The 17584-nt window shown below is 70.2% G+C and carries 17 protein-coding genes; 11 read left to right on the top strand and 6 right to left on the bottom strand.

What is annotated here, in order from left to right:
• The first annotated feature begins 76 nt into the window (after nucleotides 1-76).
• Genes AB3M83_RS09950 through AB3M83_RS09970 form a run of 5 tightly spaced genes read left to right on the top strand, consistent with a single transcriptional unit; the run spans nucleotide 77 to nucleotide 4902 of the window.
• A complete protein-coding gene (locus AB3M83_RS09950; RefSeq protein ID WP_412947596.1) occupies nucleotides 77-1114 on the top strand; it encodes an iron-siderophore ABC transporter substrate-binding protein in 1038 nt (345 codons plus the stop codon).
• On the top strand, nucleotides 1111-2157 hold the full coding sequence (locus AB3M83_RS09955) for a FecCD family ABC transporter permease (RefSeq protein WP_412947599.1): 1047 nt from the start codon (nucleotides 1111-1113) through the stop codon (nucleotides 2155-2157). The genes AB3M83_RS09950 and AB3M83_RS09955 overlap by 4 nt, the downstream gene beginning before the upstream one ends.
• A complete protein-coding gene (locus AB3M83_RS09960; protein ID WP_412947601.1) occupies nucleotides 2154-3179 on the top strand; it encodes a FecCD family ABC transporter permease in 1026 nt (341 codons plus the stop codon). Before AB3M83_RS09955 ends, AB3M83_RS09960 begins: the two co-directional genes overlap by 4 nt.
• Complete coding sequence (locus AB3M83_RS09965) at nucleotides 3176-4000, top strand: ABC transporter ATP-binding protein (protein ID WP_412947604.1); 825 nt, start codon at nucleotides 3176-3178, stop codon at nucleotides 3998-4000. Before AB3M83_RS09960 ends, AB3M83_RS09965 begins: the two co-directional genes overlap by 4 nt.
• On the top strand, nucleotides 3997-4902 hold the full coding sequence (locus AB3M83_RS09970; protein ID WP_412947606.1) for a siderophore-interacting protein: 906 nt from the start codon (nucleotides 3997-3999) through the stop codon (nucleotides 4900-4902). The genes AB3M83_RS09965 and AB3M83_RS09970 overlap by 4 nt, the downstream gene beginning before the upstream one ends.
• A gap of 60 nt (nucleotides 4903-4962) precedes the next feature.
• Here the strand turns inward: AB3M83_RS09970 and AB3M83_RS09975 are convergent, their stop codons facing one another.
• Genes AB3M83_RS09975 through sufB form a run of 5 tightly spaced genes read right to left on the bottom strand, consistent with a single transcriptional unit; the run spans nucleotide 4963 to nucleotide 9031 of the window.
• Nucleotides 4963-5292 carry a metal-sulfur cluster assembly factor gene (locus tag AB3M83_RS09975; RefSeq protein ID WP_412947608.1) on the bottom strand — a complete coding sequence of 110 codons (330 nt, stop codon included), beginning with the start codon at nucleotides 5290-5292 and terminating at the stop codon, nucleotides 4963-4965.
• Between the two features lie 9 nt (nucleotides 5293-5301).
• The gene (sufC, locus tag AB3M83_RS09980) at nucleotides 5302-6072 is read right to left on the bottom strand and encodes a Fe-S cluster assembly ATPase SufC (protein WP_412947611.1); all 771 of its coding nucleotides are present in this window, start codon (nucleotides 6070-6072) and stop codon (nucleotides 5302-5304) included.
• Nucleotides 6073-6087: 15 nt separating this feature from the next.
• Nucleotides 6088-6417 carry a non-heme iron oxygenase ferredoxin subunit gene (locus AB3M83_RS09985; protein WP_412947614.1) on the bottom strand — a complete coding sequence of 110 codons (330 nt, stop codon included), beginning with the start codon at nucleotides 6415-6417 and terminating at the stop codon, nucleotides 6088-6090.
• Nucleotides 6414-7613 carry a Fe-S cluster assembly protein SufD gene (gene sufD / locus AB3M83_RS09990; RefSeq protein WP_412947616.1) on the bottom strand — a complete coding sequence of 400 codons (1200 nt, stop codon included), beginning with the start codon at nucleotides 7611-7613 and terminating at the stop codon, nucleotides 6414-6416. Before sufD ends, AB3M83_RS09985 begins: the two co-directional genes overlap by 4 nt.
• Entirely contained in the window at nucleotides 7613-9031 is a 1419-nt protein-coding gene (gene sufB, locus AB3M83_RS09995) for a Fe-S cluster assembly protein SufB (RefSeq protein ID WP_412947619.1), read from the bottom strand. Before sufB ends, sufD begins: the two co-directional genes overlap by 1 nt.
• Before the next feature lie 225 nt (nucleotides 9032-9256).
• On the opposite strand from sufB, the gene AB3M83_RS10000 reads away from it, so the two are divergent.
• On the top strand, nucleotides 9257-10207 hold the full coding sequence (locus tag AB3M83_RS10000) for a COX15/CtaA family protein (RefSeq protein WP_412947621.1): 951 nt from the start codon (nucleotides 9257-9259) through the stop codon (nucleotides 10205-10207).
• 85 nt (nucleotides 10208-10292) lie between these two features.
• A complete protein-coding gene (locus AB3M83_RS10005; protein ID WP_412947623.1) occupies nucleotides 10293-10694 on the top strand; it encodes a dinucleotide-utilizing enzyme in 402 nt (133 codons plus the stop codon).
• An 85-nt stretch (nucleotides 10695-10779) separates the two neighbouring features.
• On the opposite strand, the gene AB3M83_RS10010 is transcribed toward AB3M83_RS10005, so the two are convergent.
• Nucleotides 10780-11706, bottom strand: coding sequence for a heme o synthase (locus AB3M83_RS10010; protein ID WP_412947624.1), 927 nt, complete (start codon nucleotides 11704-11706; stop codon nucleotides 10780-10782).
• Between the two features lie 205 nt (nucleotides 11707-11911).
• Between AB3M83_RS10010 and tkt the strand changes: the two genes are divergently transcribed.
• Genes tkt through AB3M83_RS10030 form a run of 4 tightly spaced genes read left to right on the top strand, consistent with a single transcriptional unit; the run spans nucleotide 11912 to nucleotide 17583 of the window.
• On the top strand, nucleotides 11912-13993 hold the full coding sequence (tkt, locus tag AB3M83_RS10015; protein ID WP_412947626.1) for a transketolase: 2082 nt from the start codon (nucleotides 11912-11914) through the stop codon (nucleotides 13991-13993).
• The gene (tal, locus tag AB3M83_RS10020; protein WP_412947627.1) at nucleotides 13990-15102 is read left to right on the top strand and encodes a transaldolase; all 1113 of its coding nucleotides are present in this window, start codon (nucleotides 13990-13992) and stop codon (nucleotides 15100-15102) included. The genes tkt and tal overlap by 4 nt, the downstream gene beginning before the upstream one ends.
• A 4-nt stretch (nucleotides 15103-15106) precedes the next feature.
• Nucleotides 15107-16654: a glucose-6-phosphate dehydrogenase gene (gene zwf / locus AB3M83_RS10025; protein ID WP_412947629.1), complete on the top strand. Its 1548-nt coding sequence runs from the start codon at nucleotides 15107-15109 to the stop codon at nucleotides 16652-16654.
• Nucleotides 16651-17583 carry a glucose-6-phosphate dehydrogenase assembly protein OpcA gene (locus AB3M83_RS10030; RefSeq protein WP_412947631.1) on the top strand — a complete coding sequence of 311 codons (933 nt, stop codon included), beginning with the start codon at nucleotides 16651-16653 and terminating at the stop codon, nucleotides 17581-17583. The genes zwf and AB3M83_RS10030 overlap by 4 nt, the downstream gene beginning before the upstream one ends.
• Nucleotide 17584: the final 1 nt, after the last annotated feature.

Below are 17584 nucleotides of genomic sequence, written 5' to 3' on the forward strand. Positions count from 1 at the left end.
CAGGTCCGCGATTTCCGCCCGGGCGAGAGACCGATGTAAGGTTAGGCGACCCTAAACGTTCGATCTTGGAGCCCCCGTGCCTCGCATCCGCACCGCCGCCGCCCTCGTCGCGGCATCCCTGCTCGCCCTCACCGGCTGCGCCTCGGCGAGCACGCCCGCCGCGACGGCTCCGGCCGCGGACGACACGGCCGCCTCGAGCACCTTCCCCGTCACCGTCGAGCACGCCTTCGGCGAGACCGTCATCGAGGAGAAGCCCGAGCGCGTGGCCTCGGTCGCGTGGGGCAACCACGAAGTGCCGATCGCGCTCGGCATCGTTCCGGTCGGCATGAGCAAGGCCACGTGGGGCGACGACGACGGCGACGGCGTCCTCCCCTGGGTGGAGGACGCACTCGCCGAGCTCGGCGGCGACGCCCCGGCCCTGTTCGACGAGACGGACGGCATCCCGTTCGAGGAGATCGCCGACACGCAGCCCGACGTCATCCTCGCCTCGTACTCCGGCCTGTCGCAGGAGGACTACGACACGCTGTCGAAGATCGCTCCGGTCGTCGCGTACCCCGAGGTCGCGTGGGGCACCTCGTACGAGGACATGATCCGCCTCAACTCCGCTGCGCTCGGCCTCGCCGCCGAGGGCGACGAGCTGATCGCGGAGCTGCACGACGAGGTCGACACGGCCCTCGCCTCCCACCCCGGCCTGGCCGAGTCCGCCGTGCTGTTCTCGTGGCTCGACGAGGCGGACCTCAGCAAGGTGACCCTGTACACCGATCTCGACACCCGCCCCGGCTTCCTCTCGAGCCTCGGACTGCCGCTCCCGTCCATCGTCGAGGAGTCGAGCGACGGCGCCGCGTTCTACGCCGAGGTCAGCTCCGAGGAGGCGGACCGGTTCGAGGACGTCGACGTCTTCGTGACGTACGGCGACCCGGACGGCGCCCTCGTCGAGACGCTGCAGGCAGACCCGCTGCTGTCGCAGATCCCGGCGATCGCGGACGGCCGGATCGCCATCCTCGAGAACAACGCTCCGCTGGCAGCCTCGGCGAACCCGTCGCCGCTGTCCATCTCCTGGGGCATCGACGACTACTTCACCGTCCTCGCGGACGCTCTCAACGCGGGCGAGTGAGCACGACAGCCCTCCGCACATCACCGCCGGATGCCGCCTCGCTGCGGCGTCCGGCGGCGGTGCGTCTCGCCTGGCTCGGCGCGCTGGCCGCGCTGATCCTGGTCCTCGTCGGCGCGTCGGTCGCGCTCGGGGTGCGGGGGGTATCGCTCGACGACATCATCGCGGGCCTCGGCGGCAGCACCGGGACCGTGTCCGAGGCGGCCGTCGTGTCCCGCCTCCCCCGCACCGCACTGGCCGTGCTCGCCGGCGCGGCGCTCGCGCTCTCGGGGGCCGCCATCCAGGCCGTGACGCGAAATCCCCTCGGCGATCCCGGCATCCTCGGCATCACGAGCGGCGCGTCGCTCGCCGTCGTCATCGGGATCGCCTTCTTCGCGGTGACCAACCCCTACGTCACGCTCACCCTCGCGGTCGTCGGCTCCGCGGGCGCCGCCGTGTTCGTGTATGCGATCGGCTCGCTGGGCACCGGAGGCGCCACCCCGCTCAAGCTCGCTCTGGCGGGAGCCGCGACGGCCGCAGCGCTGTCCTCGCTCGTGAGCGCCATCCTGCTTCCGCGCGTCGACGTCCTCGAGAACTTCCGGTTCTGGCAGATCGGCGGAGTGAGCGGTGCGACGTGGGACCGGATCGCCGTGGTCCTGCCCGTCCTCGCCGTCGGCGCGCTGATCTGCCTCGCGACCGCGCGAGGCATGAACTCCCTCGCCCTCGGCGACGACCTCGCGGCCTCCCTCGGGGAGCACGTCGGCCGCACGCGCGCGCTCGCCGCCCTCGGCGCTGTCATCCTGTGCGGCACGGCGACGGCGGTGACCGGGCCGATCGCGTTCGTCGGACTGGTGGTCCCCCATTTCTGTCGGATGCTCGTGGGCACCGACCACCGCTGGCTGCTGCCCTTCTCCGCTCTGGCGGGCTCCGCGCTGCTCCTCGGCGCGGACGTCATCGGCCGGCTGGTCGCCCGACCCGGCGAAGTGCCCGTCGGGATCGTCACCGCCGTGATCGGCGCCCCGTTCTTCATCTGGCTGCTGCGCCGTCGACGGGTGCGTGAGCTGTGAGCGCCGCCGTCATCGCGCACGGGCGCCGGACCAGGGTGCGGCGCCGGACCTTTGTCACCGGTCTGCTGATCCTGCTGGTCCTCGCCGTCTACGCCGTCTCCCTGATGGTCGGGAACACGTTCTACAGCCCCGGCGAGGTGATGCGTGTCGTCCTCGGCGAGACGGTCCCCGGCGCCTCCTTCACGGTCGGCGAGCTGCGCCTGCCCCGCTCGTCCCTCGCGGTGCTGGCGGGGATCGCCTTCGGCATGGCCGGCGTCACCTTCCAGACCATGCTGCGAAACCCGCTCGCCTCACCCGACATCATCGGGATCACCGCGGGCGCGAGCGCCGCGGCCGTGGTCGGGATCGTGTTCTTCTCCCTGAGCGGCGCCGCGGTGTCGGCGGTTGCGCTCGCGGGGGGCCTCGTCACGGCACTCGCGATCGCCGGGCTGTCGTCGCGCGGCGCATTCTCCGGAACGCGGCTGATCCTGATCGGCATCGGCGTCGCCGCGATGCTCGACGCGGTCGTCACCTACGCGCTGTCGCAGGCGGCCGCCTGGGACCTCCAGACGGCCATGCGCTGGCTCACCGGCAGCCTCAACGGCGCGACGTGGGAGAGCGCCGCCCCCGTCGTCATCGCGACGATCGTGCTCGTCCCGGTCCTGCTCGCGCAGGGCCGCAATCTCGATCTGCTGCGCCTCGGCGACGACACGGCTGCGGCGCTCGGCGTCCGCGTCGGGCGGACCCGGCTGACGCTCCTGCTGGTCGCCGTCGCCCTCCTCGCGATCGCGACGGCCGCGACCGGGCCGATCGCGTTCGTCGCGTTCATGGCCGGGCCCATCGCCGCCCGACTGGTCGGCCCGGCGGCATCCCTCGCGCTGCCTGCGGGCCTGGTCGGAGCGCTGCTCGTGCTCGTCGCCGACCTCGTCGGCCAGTTCGCCTTCGACGGCCGCTACCCCGTCGGCGTCGTGACCGGGGCTCTCGGCGCCCCCTTCCTCGTTCTCCTGCTCATCAGGACGCACCGTTCCGGAGGTTCCCTGTGACCCGCACCCTCACGGCATCCGCCCTCACCCTCGGCTACGAGGACCGCACCGTCATCGAGGATCTCGACCTGGAGATCCCGGTCGGCAAGGTGACCGCGATCGTCGGCGCGAACGGATGCGGCAAGTCGACCCTCCTGCGCGCACTGGCCCGCCTCGTCCCTCCCCGGTCGGGCAGCGTGCTGCTCGACGGCGAGGACATCTCGCGCCGGTCGTCGCGCGAGGTGGCGCGGATGCTGGGGCTGCTGCCGCAGAGTCCCAGCGCCCCGGAGGGGATCGTCGTCTCGGACCTCGTCGGCCGCGGCCGGCACCCGCATCAGCGCTTCATGGCCCGATGGACCGCTCGCGACTACGAGGTGGTCGCCGATGCGCTGGACGCCACCGGCATCGCCGACCTCGCGGATCGCCCCGTGGACGAGCTGTCCGGCGGCCAGCGCCAGCGTGTCTGGATCGCGATGGCGCTCGCCCAGGAGACCGACGTGCTGCTGCTCGACGAGCCCACGACCTTCCTCGACGTGACGCACCAGATCGAGATCCTCGACCTCCTCCACGACGTCAATACCCGGCGCGGCACGACGATCGCGATGGTCCTGCACGACATCAACCTCGCCGCCCGCTACGCGGACCAGCTCTTCGCCGTGCGAGCGGGCCGGGTCGTCGCGTCCGGCGCACCCGGCGACGTCGTCACGGCCGAGCTCATGTCCGACGTGTTCGACCTCGACTGCCGCGTCATCCCCGACCCCGTCTCGGGGACCCCGCTCGTCCTCCCGCGCGGCCGCCACCGCATCCTCCCCGAGTCCCAGAAAGACGCCGTGCACTCATGACTGCCCCCGCCAACAGGTTCTTCCGAGTCCGCGTCAGCGCGATCACCGACCTGACGCCGAGCTTCCGCCGCTTCACCTTCGCGGGCGACGACCTGTGCTCGTACGGCGACACCGGCTTCGACCAGCGCATCAAGGTCGTCTTCCCGACGGCATCCGTCGGCCTCGACGACATGCCCCTCGGCGAGGACTGGTACACCGAATGGCGCGCGCTCCCCGAGGACTCCCGGCCGCCGTTCCGCACCTACACCACCCGCTACGTCCGCAACGAGTCGTGCGAGGTCGACGTCGACATGGTCTCGCACGATGTGATCGGACCCGCGTCGGAGTGGATCGCGAACGCCCGGGTCGGCGATGAGCTCCTCATCTTCGCACCCACCACGGCGCACACCGGCGTGAGCTTCGGGATCGACTTCGTCCCGCCGGCGCGGACCGACGGCATCCTCCTCGCCGGCGACGAGACCGCGGCACCCGCGATCGCGGTCATCCTGGAGCAGCTGCCCGCGACGGCGCGCGGCACGGTCGTCCTCGAGGTGCCGCATCCCGAGGACGTCGCCTACCTGCCGCACCACCCCGGCTTCGAGTACCGCGTGGCCGCCCGTTCGTCGCACGACGAGCGCCACGACCACCTCGTGCCCGCCGTCGAGGCCGCAGCGGCGGTCCTCGCTCCCGAAGGCAAGGGCGCCAACGTCGAGGAGGTCGACATCGACGGCGGCATCCTCTGGGAGGTCCCCCGCACCGCGAAGGGCGGCGCCGCACTGCAGAGCGCGCACCTGTACGCCTGGCTCGCCGGCGAGGCCTCGGCCATCAAGGCCCTGCGGCGACACCTCGTCGCTCAGCTCGGCGTCGACCGTCGCGCGGTCGCGTTCATGGGCTACTGGCGGCTCGGCCGCGCGGAGTACTGAGCCCCGGAACGGACGGATGCCGCGACCCCGTCACAGGACAGGTCGCGGCATCCGGGAGTCTCAGATCGAGAAGCCGAGGGCGCGCATCATGTCGCGGCCGTCATCGGTGATCCGCTCCGGACCCCACGGCGGCATCCAGACCCAGTTGATGCGGAAGCGTTCGACGACGCCGTCCAGGGCCTGGCCGGTCTGCTCCTCGAGCACGTCGGTCAGCGGGCATCCGGCCGACGTCAGCGTCATGTGGATGACGAGCGCGTCGTTCTCGTCGTCCCAGCCGAGGTCGTAGATCAGGCCGAGGTCCACGACGTTGATCCCCAGCTCGGGATCCATCACGTCCTTCAGGGCTTCGGTGACCTCGTCGTACTTCTCGGGTGCGAGCGTCTCGGGCATGGGTCGATCCTAAGCCTCGTCGCCGCTCACCGGGGCGAGGAAACGGTCATAGCCCTCGTCCTCCAGGCGGGTCGCCAGCTCGGGACCGCCCTCCTCGGCGACCCGACCGTTCACCAGGACGTGGACGTAGTCCGGCTTGATGTAGCGCAGGATGCGGGTGTAGTGCGTGATCAGGAGCACACCCATGTCGGTCTGCTCCTTGGCGCGGTTGACGCCCTCGGAGACGATCTTCAGCGCATCGACGTCGAGACCCGAGTCGGTCTCGTCGAGCACAGCGAACTTCGGACGGAGCATCTCGAGCTGCAGGATCTCGTGGCGCTTCTTCTCGCCGCCCGAGAAGCCCTCGTTGACGTTGCGGGCGGCGAACTTCGCGTCCATCCGCAGGTTCTTCATGGCCTGCTTGACATCCTTCGACCAGGCGCGGATCGAGGGCGCCTCGCCGTCGATGGCGGTCTTCGCGGTGCGCAGGAAGTTCGTCACGGTGACGCCGGGGATCTCGACCGGGTACTGCATCGCGAGGAACAGTCCCGCGCGGGCGCGCTCGTCGACGGACATGGCGAGGACGTCCTCGCCGTCGAAGGTGATCGACCCGCTCGTGACGGTGTACTTGGGGTGGCCGGCGATCGTGTACGCGAGCGTCGACTTGCCCGAGCCGTTCGGGCCCATGATGGCGTGCGTCTCACCGGTGTTGACCGTGAGGGTCACGCCGTTGAGGATCGGCGTCTCGCCGGCTTCTGTCTCGACCGTCACGTGGAGGTCGCGGATCTCGAGGACTGACATGTCAGGCTTCCTTCTTCAGTTCACTGCTTTGGTCACGGCGGGGTCGATGAGGATGTCATCCCCGTCGATCGTGACCTCGTAGACGGGCACCGGCTCATAGGCCGGGAGGTTCAGGGGGCGGCCGGTGCGGAGCGAGAAGGCCGAGCCGTGGGCCCAGCACTCCAGCGATTCGCCCTCGACGAAGCCGTCGGCGAGCGAGATGTCGCCGTGCGTGCAGGTGTCGCCGATGGCGTGCACCTCGCCCTGGCCGTCGAGGACGACGGCGATGGCGACGCCGTTCACCTCGACCCGCACGGCGGTGTCCTGGGAGAGGTCGCTCAGCTGCAGGACCTTCTGCGCGCTCACGCGTCCGCTCCTGCCGCCAGCTCGGCCTCGATCGCAGCCGTGAACTCCTCCTCCAGCGCGGGGATGCCGAGCTTCTGGACGATCTCCAGCAGGAAGCCGAGGACGACCATGCGACGCGCCTCGTCCTCGGCGATGCCGCGGGCCTGCAGGTAGAAGAGCTGCTCGTCGTCGAAGCGGCCGGTCGCACTCGCGTGCCCGGCGCCGACGATGTCCCCCGTCTCGATCTCGAGGTTGGGGATCGAGTCGGCGCGGGCGCCGTCGGTGAGGACCAGGTTGCGGTTGGCCTCGTACGAGTCGGTGCCGACGGCATCCGGCCCGATCAGCACGTCGCCGATCCACACGCTGCGGGCGTTCTCGCCCTGCAGGGCGCCCTTGTACAGGACGTCTCCGGTCGTGTGCGGACCCTTGTGGTGCAGGTACACCTGGCTCTCGAGGTGCTGCCCCGCGTCCGAGAACGACAGGCCGTAGAGCCTGCCCTGCGACCCGGACCCGGCGAGCTCGACCGACGGGTTGACGCGCACGACGCTGCCGCCGAGGCTCGCCACGATGTGGGTGAGGGAGGCGTCGCGGTCGACGCGGGCCTGATGCGCCGACAGGTGCACGGCGTCGTTGTCCCAGCGCTGCACCGTGACGACGGTCAGCGCGGCACCGTCGCGGACGATGATCTCGACGTTCTGCGCCTGCTGGGCCGATCCTTCGTGACGGAGGATGACCGTGCCGCGCGAATGGGCCTGCGCCTCGATCACGACGTGCGCGTGCGCCACGCCGCCGTTGCCGGTGAGGCGGATGATGACGGGCTCATCGAGCTCGACGCCGGCGGGGATGCGGACGAGCGGCGCCTCCGCCTCCTGCGTCCACGCGATCGCGCTCGCGAGATCCTCGGGACGGAACACCTCGCCGCGCGGCGCCTCGCCGGGCGCGAGCCGCGCCTGCTCGACGGCCGCCGGTGCGGACACCGTCACGCCGATGACGTCGGCCGGTGCCGCCTCGTCGACGAAGAGCGCACCGAGGCGGCTGATCGGCGTGTGCTTCCAGTTGACCTCGCGACCGGTGGGCGTCCCGAAGTCGGCCGGGTCGAACGACCAGGGCCGCTCGGAGCGGGTCTGGATCGGGACGACGGCCCCATCGGTCAGTGTGGCTGCAGGGTCGATGTGGCCCTCCGCGGATGCCGCGGGGGCCGAAGTCGCTGTCGTCATCAGCCGACGGATCCTTCCATGCCCATCTCGATGAGCTTGTTGAGCTCGAGGGCGTACTCCATGGGCAGTTCGCGGGCGATCGGCTCGATGAAGCCGCGGACGATCATCGCCATGGCCTCGTCCTCCGGCATCCCACGGCTCATCAGGTAGAAGAGCTGCTCCTCGCTGACCTTCGAGACGGTCGCCTCGTGACCGAGCTGCGTGTCGTCGACGCGGATGTCGATCGCGGGGTACGTGTCGGAGCGCGAGATGGTGTCGACCAGGAGAGCGTCGCAGCGGACCGTGTTGGCGGAGTGGTGCGCGTTGGCGTCGACGCGCACTTCGCCGCGGTAGCCCGCACGTCCGCCGCCGCGCGCGATCGACTTCGACACGATCGACGACTGCGTGTAGGGCGCCATGTGGATCATCTTGGCGCCGGCGTCCTGGTGCTGGCCGGGACCGGCGAAGGCGACCGAGAGCGTCTCGCCCTTCGCGTGCTCGCCCATCAGGAAGATGGACGGGTACTTCATCGTCACCTTGGAGCCGATGTTGCCGTCCACCCATTCCATGGTGGCGCCCTCGTGGGCGACGGCACGCTTGGTGACGAGGTTGTAGACGTTGTTCGACCAGTTCTGGATCGTCGTGTAGCGAACGCGGGCGTTCTTCTTCACGATGATCTCGACCACGGCGGAGTGCAGCGAGTCGGACTTGTAGATCGGGGCGGTGCAGCCCTCGATGTAGTGGACGTACGAGTCCTCGTCGGCGATGATCAGCGTCCGCTCGAACTGGCCCATGTTCTCGGTGTTGATGCGGAAGTAGGCCTGCAGCGGGATCTCGACGTGCACGCCCTTCGGGACGTAGACGAACGAGCCGCCCGACCAGACCGCCGTGTTCAGCGCGGCGAACTTGTTGTCGCCGGCCGGGATGACGGTGCCGAAGTACTCCTCGAAGAACTCGGGGTGCTCGCGGAGGGCGGTGTCGGTGTCCATGAAGATGACACCCTGCTGCTCGAGGTCTTCGCGGATCTGGTGATACACGACCTCGGACTCGTACTGCGCGGCGACGCCGGCCACGAGACGCTGGCGCTCGGCCTCGGGGATCCCGAGCTTCTCGTACGTGTTGCGGATCTCCTCCGGGAGGTCCTCCCACGACTGCGCCTGCTTCTCGGTGGAGCGGACGAAGTACTTGATGTTGTCGAAGTCGATGCCAGACAGGTCGGCACCCCACGTCGGCATGGGCTTGCGGCCGAAGAGCTGGTAGCCCTTCATCCGGGTCTTGAGCATCCACTCGGGTTCGCTCTTGAGAGCCGAAATGCCGCGGACGACGTCTTCGTTGATCCCTCGCTGCGCGACGGCGCCGGCAGCGTCGGCGTCGTGCCAGCCGAACTCGTACACCCCCAGGCTGTCGAGTTCGGGACGGTCGATGAGCACATCAGACATGACATTTCCTCCTCACAGGCGGCAACGGTGTCATCCGTTCCGGCATTCCCTGTCCCGCGAGGAGTGCGCGAGGGGGATGCCGCTTGCTGGCCGCTCTTTACCGGCGCGGACCGCGCCTAGAATCGTTATGCGGGCTGCGACATGACGTCGCTCCCGCCGACCCCGCCATTCTACAGGCAACGCCACCATCCGCGGCGTGCCGAGCCCGTGCCCCGGAGGCGATCCATGCTGACCACACAGTCCCCCGCGCCGGCAGCGACGGCGGTGGCGATCCCCCGCGCGCTCCGCGTGTTCGCGTGGCTGTCGTTCCTCGCCGAGGTCCTGATCATCGCGACCGGCGGCGCTGTGCGCCTGACCGGGTCCGGCCTCGGCTGCCCGACGTGGCCGACGTGCACGCCCGAGTCCCTCGTGGCCACACCCGAGATGGGCATCCACGGCGTCATCGAGTTCGGCAACCGCACCCTGACCGGGCTCGTCGGCATCCTGGCCCTCGTGGTGGTGGCCCTCGTCTGGCGCATGCGGCGGAGCCGGCCCGACCTCTTCCTGCTGGCGGCGATCGTTCTGGGCGGCGTGGTGGCGCAGGCCATCGTCGGGGGCGTCACCGTCCTCACCGGACTGAACCCGTTCATCGTCGGATTCCACTACGTCGTGTCGGTGGCGATGGTCAGCGTCTGCGCCGCGTTCCTGTACCGACTGGACCGCCCGATCGGTCCGCGGGGGCGCGTCGTGCCGACGTGGTACGCGATCCTGACCCACCTCGCCACGCTCCTGATGGTGATCACCGTCGCCTTCGGCATCCTGACGACCGGCGCGGGACCCCACTCGGGCGACGCCGCGGCAGGGCGGAACGGCTTCGACGCCGAGGTGCTGCAGCACATCCACGCGTGGCCCAGCTACGCGCTCGTCGCGGTCACCCTGATGCTCGCGGCAGTGGCCTGGGCGCGCCGACTGCCGACGCGGTTCTGGGTGTCGATGCTGCTGCTCGTCGAGGTGGTCCAGATCGCGGTCGGCCTCTACCAGGCCCGCAACGGGCTGCCCGAATTCGCCGTCGGCGTGCACATGGTCCTGGCGGCGCTGCTGGGCGCCGCATTGACGCTCACCGTCCTGTCACTCAAGCGCGAGGTCGCCGTCGCTCCGGAGTCCGCGGCGACGCCGGAGCGCATCGAAACCTCATAGGCGGCGCATCGGGTTCGCCCGGGTCGGCCCTGAACAGTGGCCGGGGCCGCCCACGACCGGGCGGCCCCGACACGGAGGAGATCCGATGAACACCCGCCCCCGCCTGGTCCGAAGCATCCCGTTCTGGCTGCTGATCGCCGGCTCCCTGACCGCCGCCGTCGTCGGGACGATCGTCCTGCTCGACAAGCTCGCCGCCATGGAGAAGGCACTGACCGAGGGCACCACGACGGGCATCGAGATCTATCTCGGCCAGGTGTGGGGCGTGGTCGGCGCGGTCCTCATCGGCGCCGGCGTCCTCGGGCTGGGACTCGCGGCCGCCCTGGGCGCGCTGCGCGCGGCCCTCCCCCACGAGATCGCCGAGGCCGTGTCGGCGTACGCCGATGACGCACCGGCCGCCGCCCAGGAGGAGGAGCCGGCGATCGCGCCGGTCGCCGGCGGCGACGCATCCGTCGCACCGGCATCCGCCGCTCCGACGACCGACCGCTGAGGGCACCCGCGCGCTGCCGGCGGGCACGGAGAGGTGCGCCGCCGCAGCGCCGGGTTCTCGCCGGAGCGGAGCGGCGCGGCCGGCCTCAGAAGGGCAGCAGCGGGTCGATCGCGATCGCGACGAACAGCAGGGTCAGATAGGTGATCGAGGCGTGGAACACGCGCATCGGCTGAACCTTCTCGCCCCGGACGGCCCGGTTGTAGAGCACGTGCGATTCGACGACGAACCACCCGCCGAACACGAGGGCGGAGACCGTGTACACGAGCCCCATCGGCGCGACCGGGATCAGCAGCAGTGAGCTGGCGAGCGTCGCCCAGGCATACAGGATGACCTGCAGGCCGACCTGCACGCCGTCGCGCGTGGCACCGAGCATGGGGACGTCGGCCTCTTCGTAGTCGCCCTTGTACTTCATCGACAGCGGCCAGTAGTGCGGCGGCGTCCACAGGAAGACCAGCAGGAAGAGGATGAACGGGGTCCACGACAGCGACCCGGTGACAGCCGACCAGCCGATGATCACCGGGAAGCATCCCGCGATGCCGCCCCACACGATGTTCTGCTCGGTGCGGCGCTTGAGGATCATCGTGTAGATGACGACGTAGAAGAAGATCGCGGCGACGCTGAGCGCCGCGGCGACCCAGTTCGTGAAGACGAGGAGCCAGACGGTGGAGGCCACGGCGAGCACCCACGAGAAGGTCAGCGCGCCTCGGGGGCTGATCTCGCCGGTGACCAGCGGACGGTTCTTCGTCCGCTTCATGTGCGCGTCGATGTCGCGATCGAGGTACATGTTGAAGGATGCCGCCGAGCCGGCGCTCATCGCGCCGCCGATGACGGTCGCGACGATCAGCCACAGATCCGGCAGACCGTTCTCGGCGAGGAACATGACCGGGATGGTCGTCACCAGCAGCAGCTCGAGGACACGAGGCTTCGTCAGCTGGACGTAGGCGCTGACGGTGCTGCCGATCGAGTGCTTTCCGGTCGCCGTCGCGCGCCCGTCGGTCTCTGTGATTGCCATCGCCCCTGCCGCTGTTGATCGTCCCCCCGAGTCTACGCCATCGCCTTCCGGGGGGTTCGCGGGCGGCGTACCGCGCGAAGCGTCACACGCGGACCTCCCGGCCCCGCGTGATCCCGCGGATGGATATGCTGAAAATCTCCGACGCGCGACGTTGGGCCGCTTCTGCAGGCCCCGACCGCGCCGCTCCCCGACGAAAGGCCACCAGGTGTCAGAACTGGCATGGGATGAGATCGACCGACGAGCGGTGGACACCGCGCGAGTGCTCGCCGCGGATGCCGTGGAGAAGGTGGGCAACGGCCACCCCGGCACGGCCATGAGCCTCGCACCGGCCGCCTACCTGCTGTACCAGCGGGTGCTCCGGCACGACCCCGCGGACACGCACTGGCTCGGCCGCGACCGCTTCATCCTCTCGGTGGGCCACTCCTCGCTCACCCAGTACGTCCAGCTCTACCTGGGCGGCTTCGGCCTCGAGCTCGACGACCTCAAGTCGCTGCGCACGTGGGGTTCGCTGACCCCCGGTCACCCCGAATACGGCCACACGAAGGGTGTCGAGATCACCACCGGCCCGCTCGGCCAGGGGCTGGCCTCCGCCGTCGGCTTCGCGTACGCCGCCCGCTACGAGCGTGGACTGTTCGACCCGGATGCCGCGCCCGGCACCTCGCCGTTCGATCACAACGTTTACGTCATCGCCGGAGACGGCGATCTTCAGGAGGGTGTCACCTCCGAGGCCAGCTCCCTCGCCGGCCACCAGCAGCTCGGCAACCTCATCGCGATCTACGACTCGAACCAGATCTCGATCGAGGACGACACCAACGTCGCGTTCACCGAGGACGTCCAGGCCCGCTACGAGGCGTACGGCTGGCACGTTCAGACGGTCGACTGGAAGAAGACCGGCGAGTACGTCGAGGACATCACCGAGCTCCACGCCGCGCTCGAGGCCGCCCAGGGCGAGACGTCGAAGCCGTCGCTCATCATCCTGAAGACGATCATCGGCTGGCCCGCGCCCGGCAAGCAGAACACCGGGAAGATCCACGGCTCCGCCCTCGGCGCCGACGAACTCGCCGCGACGAAGAAGGTGCTCGGGTTCGATCCCGAGGAGACCTTCGTCGTGGCAGACGACGTGCTCGCCCACACGCGCTCCCTCGCCGACCGGGCCGCCACCGCACGTGCCGCCTGGCAGGAGTCCTTCGACGCCTGGGCAGCGGCGAACCCCGAGCGCAAGGCGCTCCTCGACCGTCTCGAGGCGGGCACCCTGCCCGACGGCATCGCCGACGCCCTCCCGACGTTCGAGCCCGGCAAGGACGTCTCCACCCGCGCCGCGTCGGGTGTGGTCCTCAACGCGCTGGCCGCTGAGCTGCCCGAGCTGTGGGGTGGATCGGCCGACCTCGCCGAGTCGAACCTCACCACGATCAAGGATTCGAAGAGCTTCATCCCGTCGGAGTGGTCGACGCACGAATGGTCCGGCGACCCCTACGGCCGCGTGCTCCACTTCGGCATCCGCGAGCACGCGATGGGCGCGATCGTCAACGGCATCACGCTGCACGGACCGACTCGCCCCTTCGGCGGCACGTTCCTCATCTTCAGCGACTACATGCGTCCCGCGGTGCGCCTGGCCGCCCTCATGGACATCCCCTCGGTGTTCGTGTGGACCCACGACTCCGTCGCGCTCGGTGAGGACGGTCCCACGCACCAGCCGATCGAGCAGCTCGCGACCCTGCGCCTGATCCCCAACTTCACGGTGGTCCGTCCGGCCGACGCCAACGAGACGGCGGCGGCGTGGCTGGAGATCCTCCGCCGGCAGGGGGGCCCGTCGGGCATCGCGCTCACGCGCCAGAACATCGCCGTGTTCCCCCGCGGGGAGGACGGCTTCGCCGGCACCGACGGCGTCGCGAAGGGTGCGTACGTGCTGATCGACGCCGAGAACGGCGAGCCGGACGTCGTCCTCATCGCCACCGGCTCGGAGGTGGCCCTCGCGGTCGCCGCCCGGGAGACGCTCGCCGGCGAGGGCATCGCCGCGCGCGTCGTGTCGGCCCCCAGCCTGGAATGGTTCGCCGAGCAGGATGCGGCGTACCGCGAATCCGTCATCCCCGCCGCCGTGAAGGCGCGCGTCTCGGTCGAGGCCGGTGCCACCGGTCTGTGGCGCGGCGTCGTCGGCGACACCGGGCGCACGGTCGGCATCGACCACTTCGGCGCGTCCGCCGACTACAAGACCCTGTTCCAGAAGTTCGGCATCACCGCCGAGGCGGTCGTGGAAGCGGCCCGCGCAACTGTCAAGGAGAACTCATGAGCACCCCCACTGCGGACCTGTCCGCCGCCGGCGTCAGCATCTGGCTCGACGACCTCTCGCGTGGCCGCATCGACACGGGCAACCTGGCGACCCTCATCGCCGAGTGGAACGTCGTCGGGGTGACGACGAACCCGTCGATCTTCCAGGCCGCCATCGGCAACAGCAACGACGACTCGTACGACGCCCCGCTGAAGGCTCTCGCCGCGCAGGGCGTCGACGTCGACACGGCGATCTTCGAGATCACCACGACGGACGTCCGCGACGCCGCCGACCTCTTCCGCCCCGTCTTCGACGCGACCGACGGCGTCGACGGCCGCGTGTCGATCGAGGTCTCCCCCGACCTCGCGCACGACACCGACGCGACGATCGCCCAGGCCAAGGAGCTGTGGGCGAAGGTCGACCGGCCGAACACGCTCATCAAGATCCCCGCGACGCTCGCAGGCCTCCCGGCCATCACCGCCGTCCTGGCCGAGGGCATCTCGGTGAACGTCACCCTGATCTTCAGCCTCGAGCGCTACGCCGCCGTCATCGACGCCTACCTTGCCGGCATCCGTCAGGCTCAGGCCAACGGCCACGACATCTCCACGATCCACTCGGTCGCGTCGTTCTTCGTGTCCCGCGTGGACACCGAGGTCGACAAGCGTCTCGCGGCGCTCGGCACCGACGCGGCGACCGCGCTGAAGGGCAAGGCCGGCATCGCCAACGCGCGCCTGGCGTACGAGCTGTTCGAGAAGACCTTCGCCGAACCGGCCGCCGCCGAGCTCCTCGCTGCGGGCGCCAACGTGCAGCGGCCGCTGTGGGCGTCGACCGGCGTCAAGGACCCGGCCCTGCCGGACACCCTGTACGTGACCGAGCTCGTCGCACGCGGCGCCGTCAACACGATGCCGGAGAAGACGCTCGAGGCCACCTTCGACCACGGTGAGATCGCCGGCGACACCGTCACCACGAACTACGACGACGCGCACGCCGTCTTCGACCAGCTCGCGGATGCCGGCATCGACCTGGTGGATGTCACGCAGGTGCTGGAGGACGAGGGCGTCGACAAGTTCATCGTCTCGTGGCACGACCTCCAGGGCACCGTGCGCGAGGCGCTCAGCGCCGCGAACTGATCCGATGGCAGAGGACATCCGCCGCGGGGTCAACCCGCTCCGCGACCCCGACGACCGCCGTCTCAATCGCATCGCGGGTCCCAGCGCGCTGGTGATCTTCGGCGTGACGGGCGACCTGTCGCGCAAGAAGCTCATGCCGGCCGTCTACGACCTCGCGAACCGCGGCCTCCTGCCTCCCGGCTTCGCACTCGTCGGGTTCGCCCGCCGGGACTGGGAGGACCAGGACTTCGCGAAGGTCGTCTACGAGGCCGTCCGCGAGCATGCGCGGACGCCGTTCCGCGAGGAGACCTGGAAGCAGCTGCTCCAGGGCATCCGGTTCGTCCAGGGCGAGTTCGACGACGAGGCATCCTTCGCACGGCTGCGCGAGACGGTCGAGCGCCTCGACGTCGAACGCGGCACGATGGGCAACCACGCGTACTACCTGTCGATCCCGCCGAAGGACTTCCCTACGGTGGCCCGCCAGCTGCGCGACTCCGGTCTGGTGGACGACACCCCCGACACCGACCGCTGGCGCCGCGTGGTGATCGAGAAGCCGTTCGGCAGCGATCTGCAGACGGCGCGCGAGCTGAACGAGGCCCTCGAGGTCGCCTTCCCCGCCGACGCCATCTTCCGCATCGACCACTACCTCGGCAAGGAGACCGTCCAGAACATCCTGGCGCTGCGCTTCGCGAACGAGCTGTACGAGCCGCTGTGGAACGCGAACTACGTCGACCACGTCCAGATCACGATGGCCGAGGACATCGGCGTCGGCGGTCGCGCGGGCTACTACGACGGCATCGGCGCGGCCCGCGACGTCATCCAGAACCATCTCCTGCAGCTGCTCGCCCTCACCGCGATGGAGGAGCCGATCTCGCTCGACGCGGAGCACCTCCGTGCCGAGAAGGAGAAGGTGCTCGCTGCCGTGAAGCTCCCCGACGACCTGTCGACGGCGACCGCCCGCGGTCAGTACGCCGGCGGGTGGCAGGGCGGCGAGAAGGTCACCGGCTTCCTCGACGAGGAGGGCATGAACCCGCAGTCGGCGACCGAGACGTACGCCGCTCTGAAGCTCGAGATCGCCACCCGGCGCTGGAACGGCGTGCCGTTCTACCTGCGCGCCGGCAAGCGGCTGGGCCGCCGGGTCACCGAGATCGCCGTCGTGTTCAAGCACACGCCGCCGCTCCTGTTCCTGCGCAGTCAGGCCGTCCAGCTCGGCCAGAACGCACTGGTGATCCGCATCCAGCCGGATGAGGGCGTCACCCTGCGGTTCGGATCGAAGGTCCCCGGCGCCGGAAACGAGGTGCGCGACGTCACGATGGACTTCGGCTACGGCCACGCGTTCACCGAGTCGAGTCCCGAGGCCTATGAGCGGCTCATCCTGGACGTGCTGCTGGGCGACCCGCCGCTGTTCCCCCGTCACGAGGAGGTGGAGCTGTCCTGGCGCATCCTCGACCCCATCGAGGAGTTCTGGGCCGCGCAGGACGAGCCTCTCGAGCAGTACTCCCCCGGATCGTGGGGTCCCTCGTCCGCCGATGAGCTCCTGGCCCGCGACGGCCGCGTCTGGAGGCGCCCGTGATCGTCGATCTGCCCGACACCACCGTGTCCAAGATCGCCCGCTCCCTCGTGAGCGTGCGCGAGGAGGGCGGCGCCGTCGCCCTCGGCCGCGTGCTGACCCTCGTCATCGTCTCCAAGGGCGGGCTGGACGAGGCGACCGTCGACGCCGCCAACGCCGCATCCCGCGAGCATCCGATGCGCGTCATCGTGCTCGTCCTCGATCCTGACGGCACGACAAGCCTGGACGCGCAGATCCGTGTGGGCGGCGACGCCGGTGCGAGCGAGGTCATCGTCCTGCGCGCGCACGGCGAGGTGGCGGGCAGCCATGAGAGCCTCGTCAACGGCCTGCTCCTGCCCGACGCGCCCGTCGTGGCGTGGTGGCCGGACGACGCGCCGAGCGACCCCGCCGGCTCCGCCATCGGCCGTATGGCGCAGCGGCGCATCACCGATGCGTCCACGCGCCCGCGCGTCCGCGAGAGCCTCGACACCCTGGGTTCGACCTACCGCCCCGGCGACACGGACCTGGCCTGGACGCGGTTGACCCACTGGCGCGAGCAGTTGGCGGCGGTGCTCGATCAGCCGCCCTACGAGCCGGTCACCGCCGTCGAGGTCATCGGCGCCGACAGCTCGCCGTCGACGGGACTGCTCGCCGCCTGGCTCCGCCTGATGCTCGACGTGCCGGTCGACTGGCACTACGCCCCCGAGGACGAGTGGAGCCACGGCATCCGCTCGGTCCGTCTCGTGCGGAGCTCAGGCGACATCCTCCTGGAGCGCACGACCGAGACGGACGCCACGCTCACCCAGTCCGGCCAGCCCACGCACGACATCGTGCTGCCGCGCCGCTCGCTCCGCGAGTGCCTCGCGGAGGAGCTGCGCCGACTCGATCCGGACCTCTTGTATGGTCGAGTGATCACCGATGGGTGGGAGCGCCTCGAGCCTCCCACGAGGTAGG

This window comes from Microbacterium pasadenense (genome assembly GCF_047246565.1).
Lineage (GTDB): Bacteria > Actinomycetota > Actinomycetes > Actinomycetales > Microbacteriaceae > Microbacterium.

Excerpts from the sequence above, each read along its gene's own strand:
- AB3M83_RS09970 (WP_412947606.1), top strand. The coding sequence starts at position 3,997 with ATGACTGCCCCCGCCAACAGGTTCTTCCGAGTCCGCGTCAGCGCGATC.
- AB3M83_RS09975 (WP_412947608.1), bottom strand. The coding sequence starts at position 5,292 with ATGCCCGAGACGCTCGCACCCGAGAAGTACGACGAGGTCACCGAAGCC.
- sufC (WP_412947611.1), bottom strand. The coding sequence starts at position 6,072 with ATGTCAGTCCTCGAGATCCGCGACCTCCACGTGACGGTCGAGACAGAA.
- sufD (WP_412947616.1), bottom strand. The coding sequence starts at position 7,613 with ATGACGACAGCGACTTCGGCCCCCGCGGCATCCGCGGAGGGCCACATC.
- sufB (WP_412947619.1), bottom strand. The coding sequence starts at position 9,031 with ATGTCTGATGTGCTCATCGACCGTCCCGAACTCGACAGCCTGGGGGTG.
- AB3M83_RS10000 (WP_412947621.1), top strand. The coding sequence starts at position 9,257 with ATGCTGACCACACAGTCCCCCGCGCCGGCAGCGACGGCGGTGGCGATC.
- AB3M83_RS10005 (WP_412947623.1), top strand. The coding sequence starts at position 10,293 with ATGAACACCCGCCCCCGCCTGGTCCGAAGCATCCCGTTCTGGCTGCTG.
- AB3M83_RS10010 (WP_412947624.1), bottom strand. The coding sequence starts at position 11,706 with ATGGCAATCACAGAGACCGACGGGCGCGCGACGGCGACCGGAAAGCAC.
- tal (WP_412947627.1), top strand. The coding sequence starts at position 13,990 with ATGAGCACCCCCACTGCGGACCTGTCCGCCGCCGGCGTCAGCATCTGG.
- zwf (WP_412947629.1), top strand. The coding sequence starts at position 15,107 with ATGGCAGAGGACATCCGCCGCGGGGTCAACCCGCTCCGCGACCCCGAC.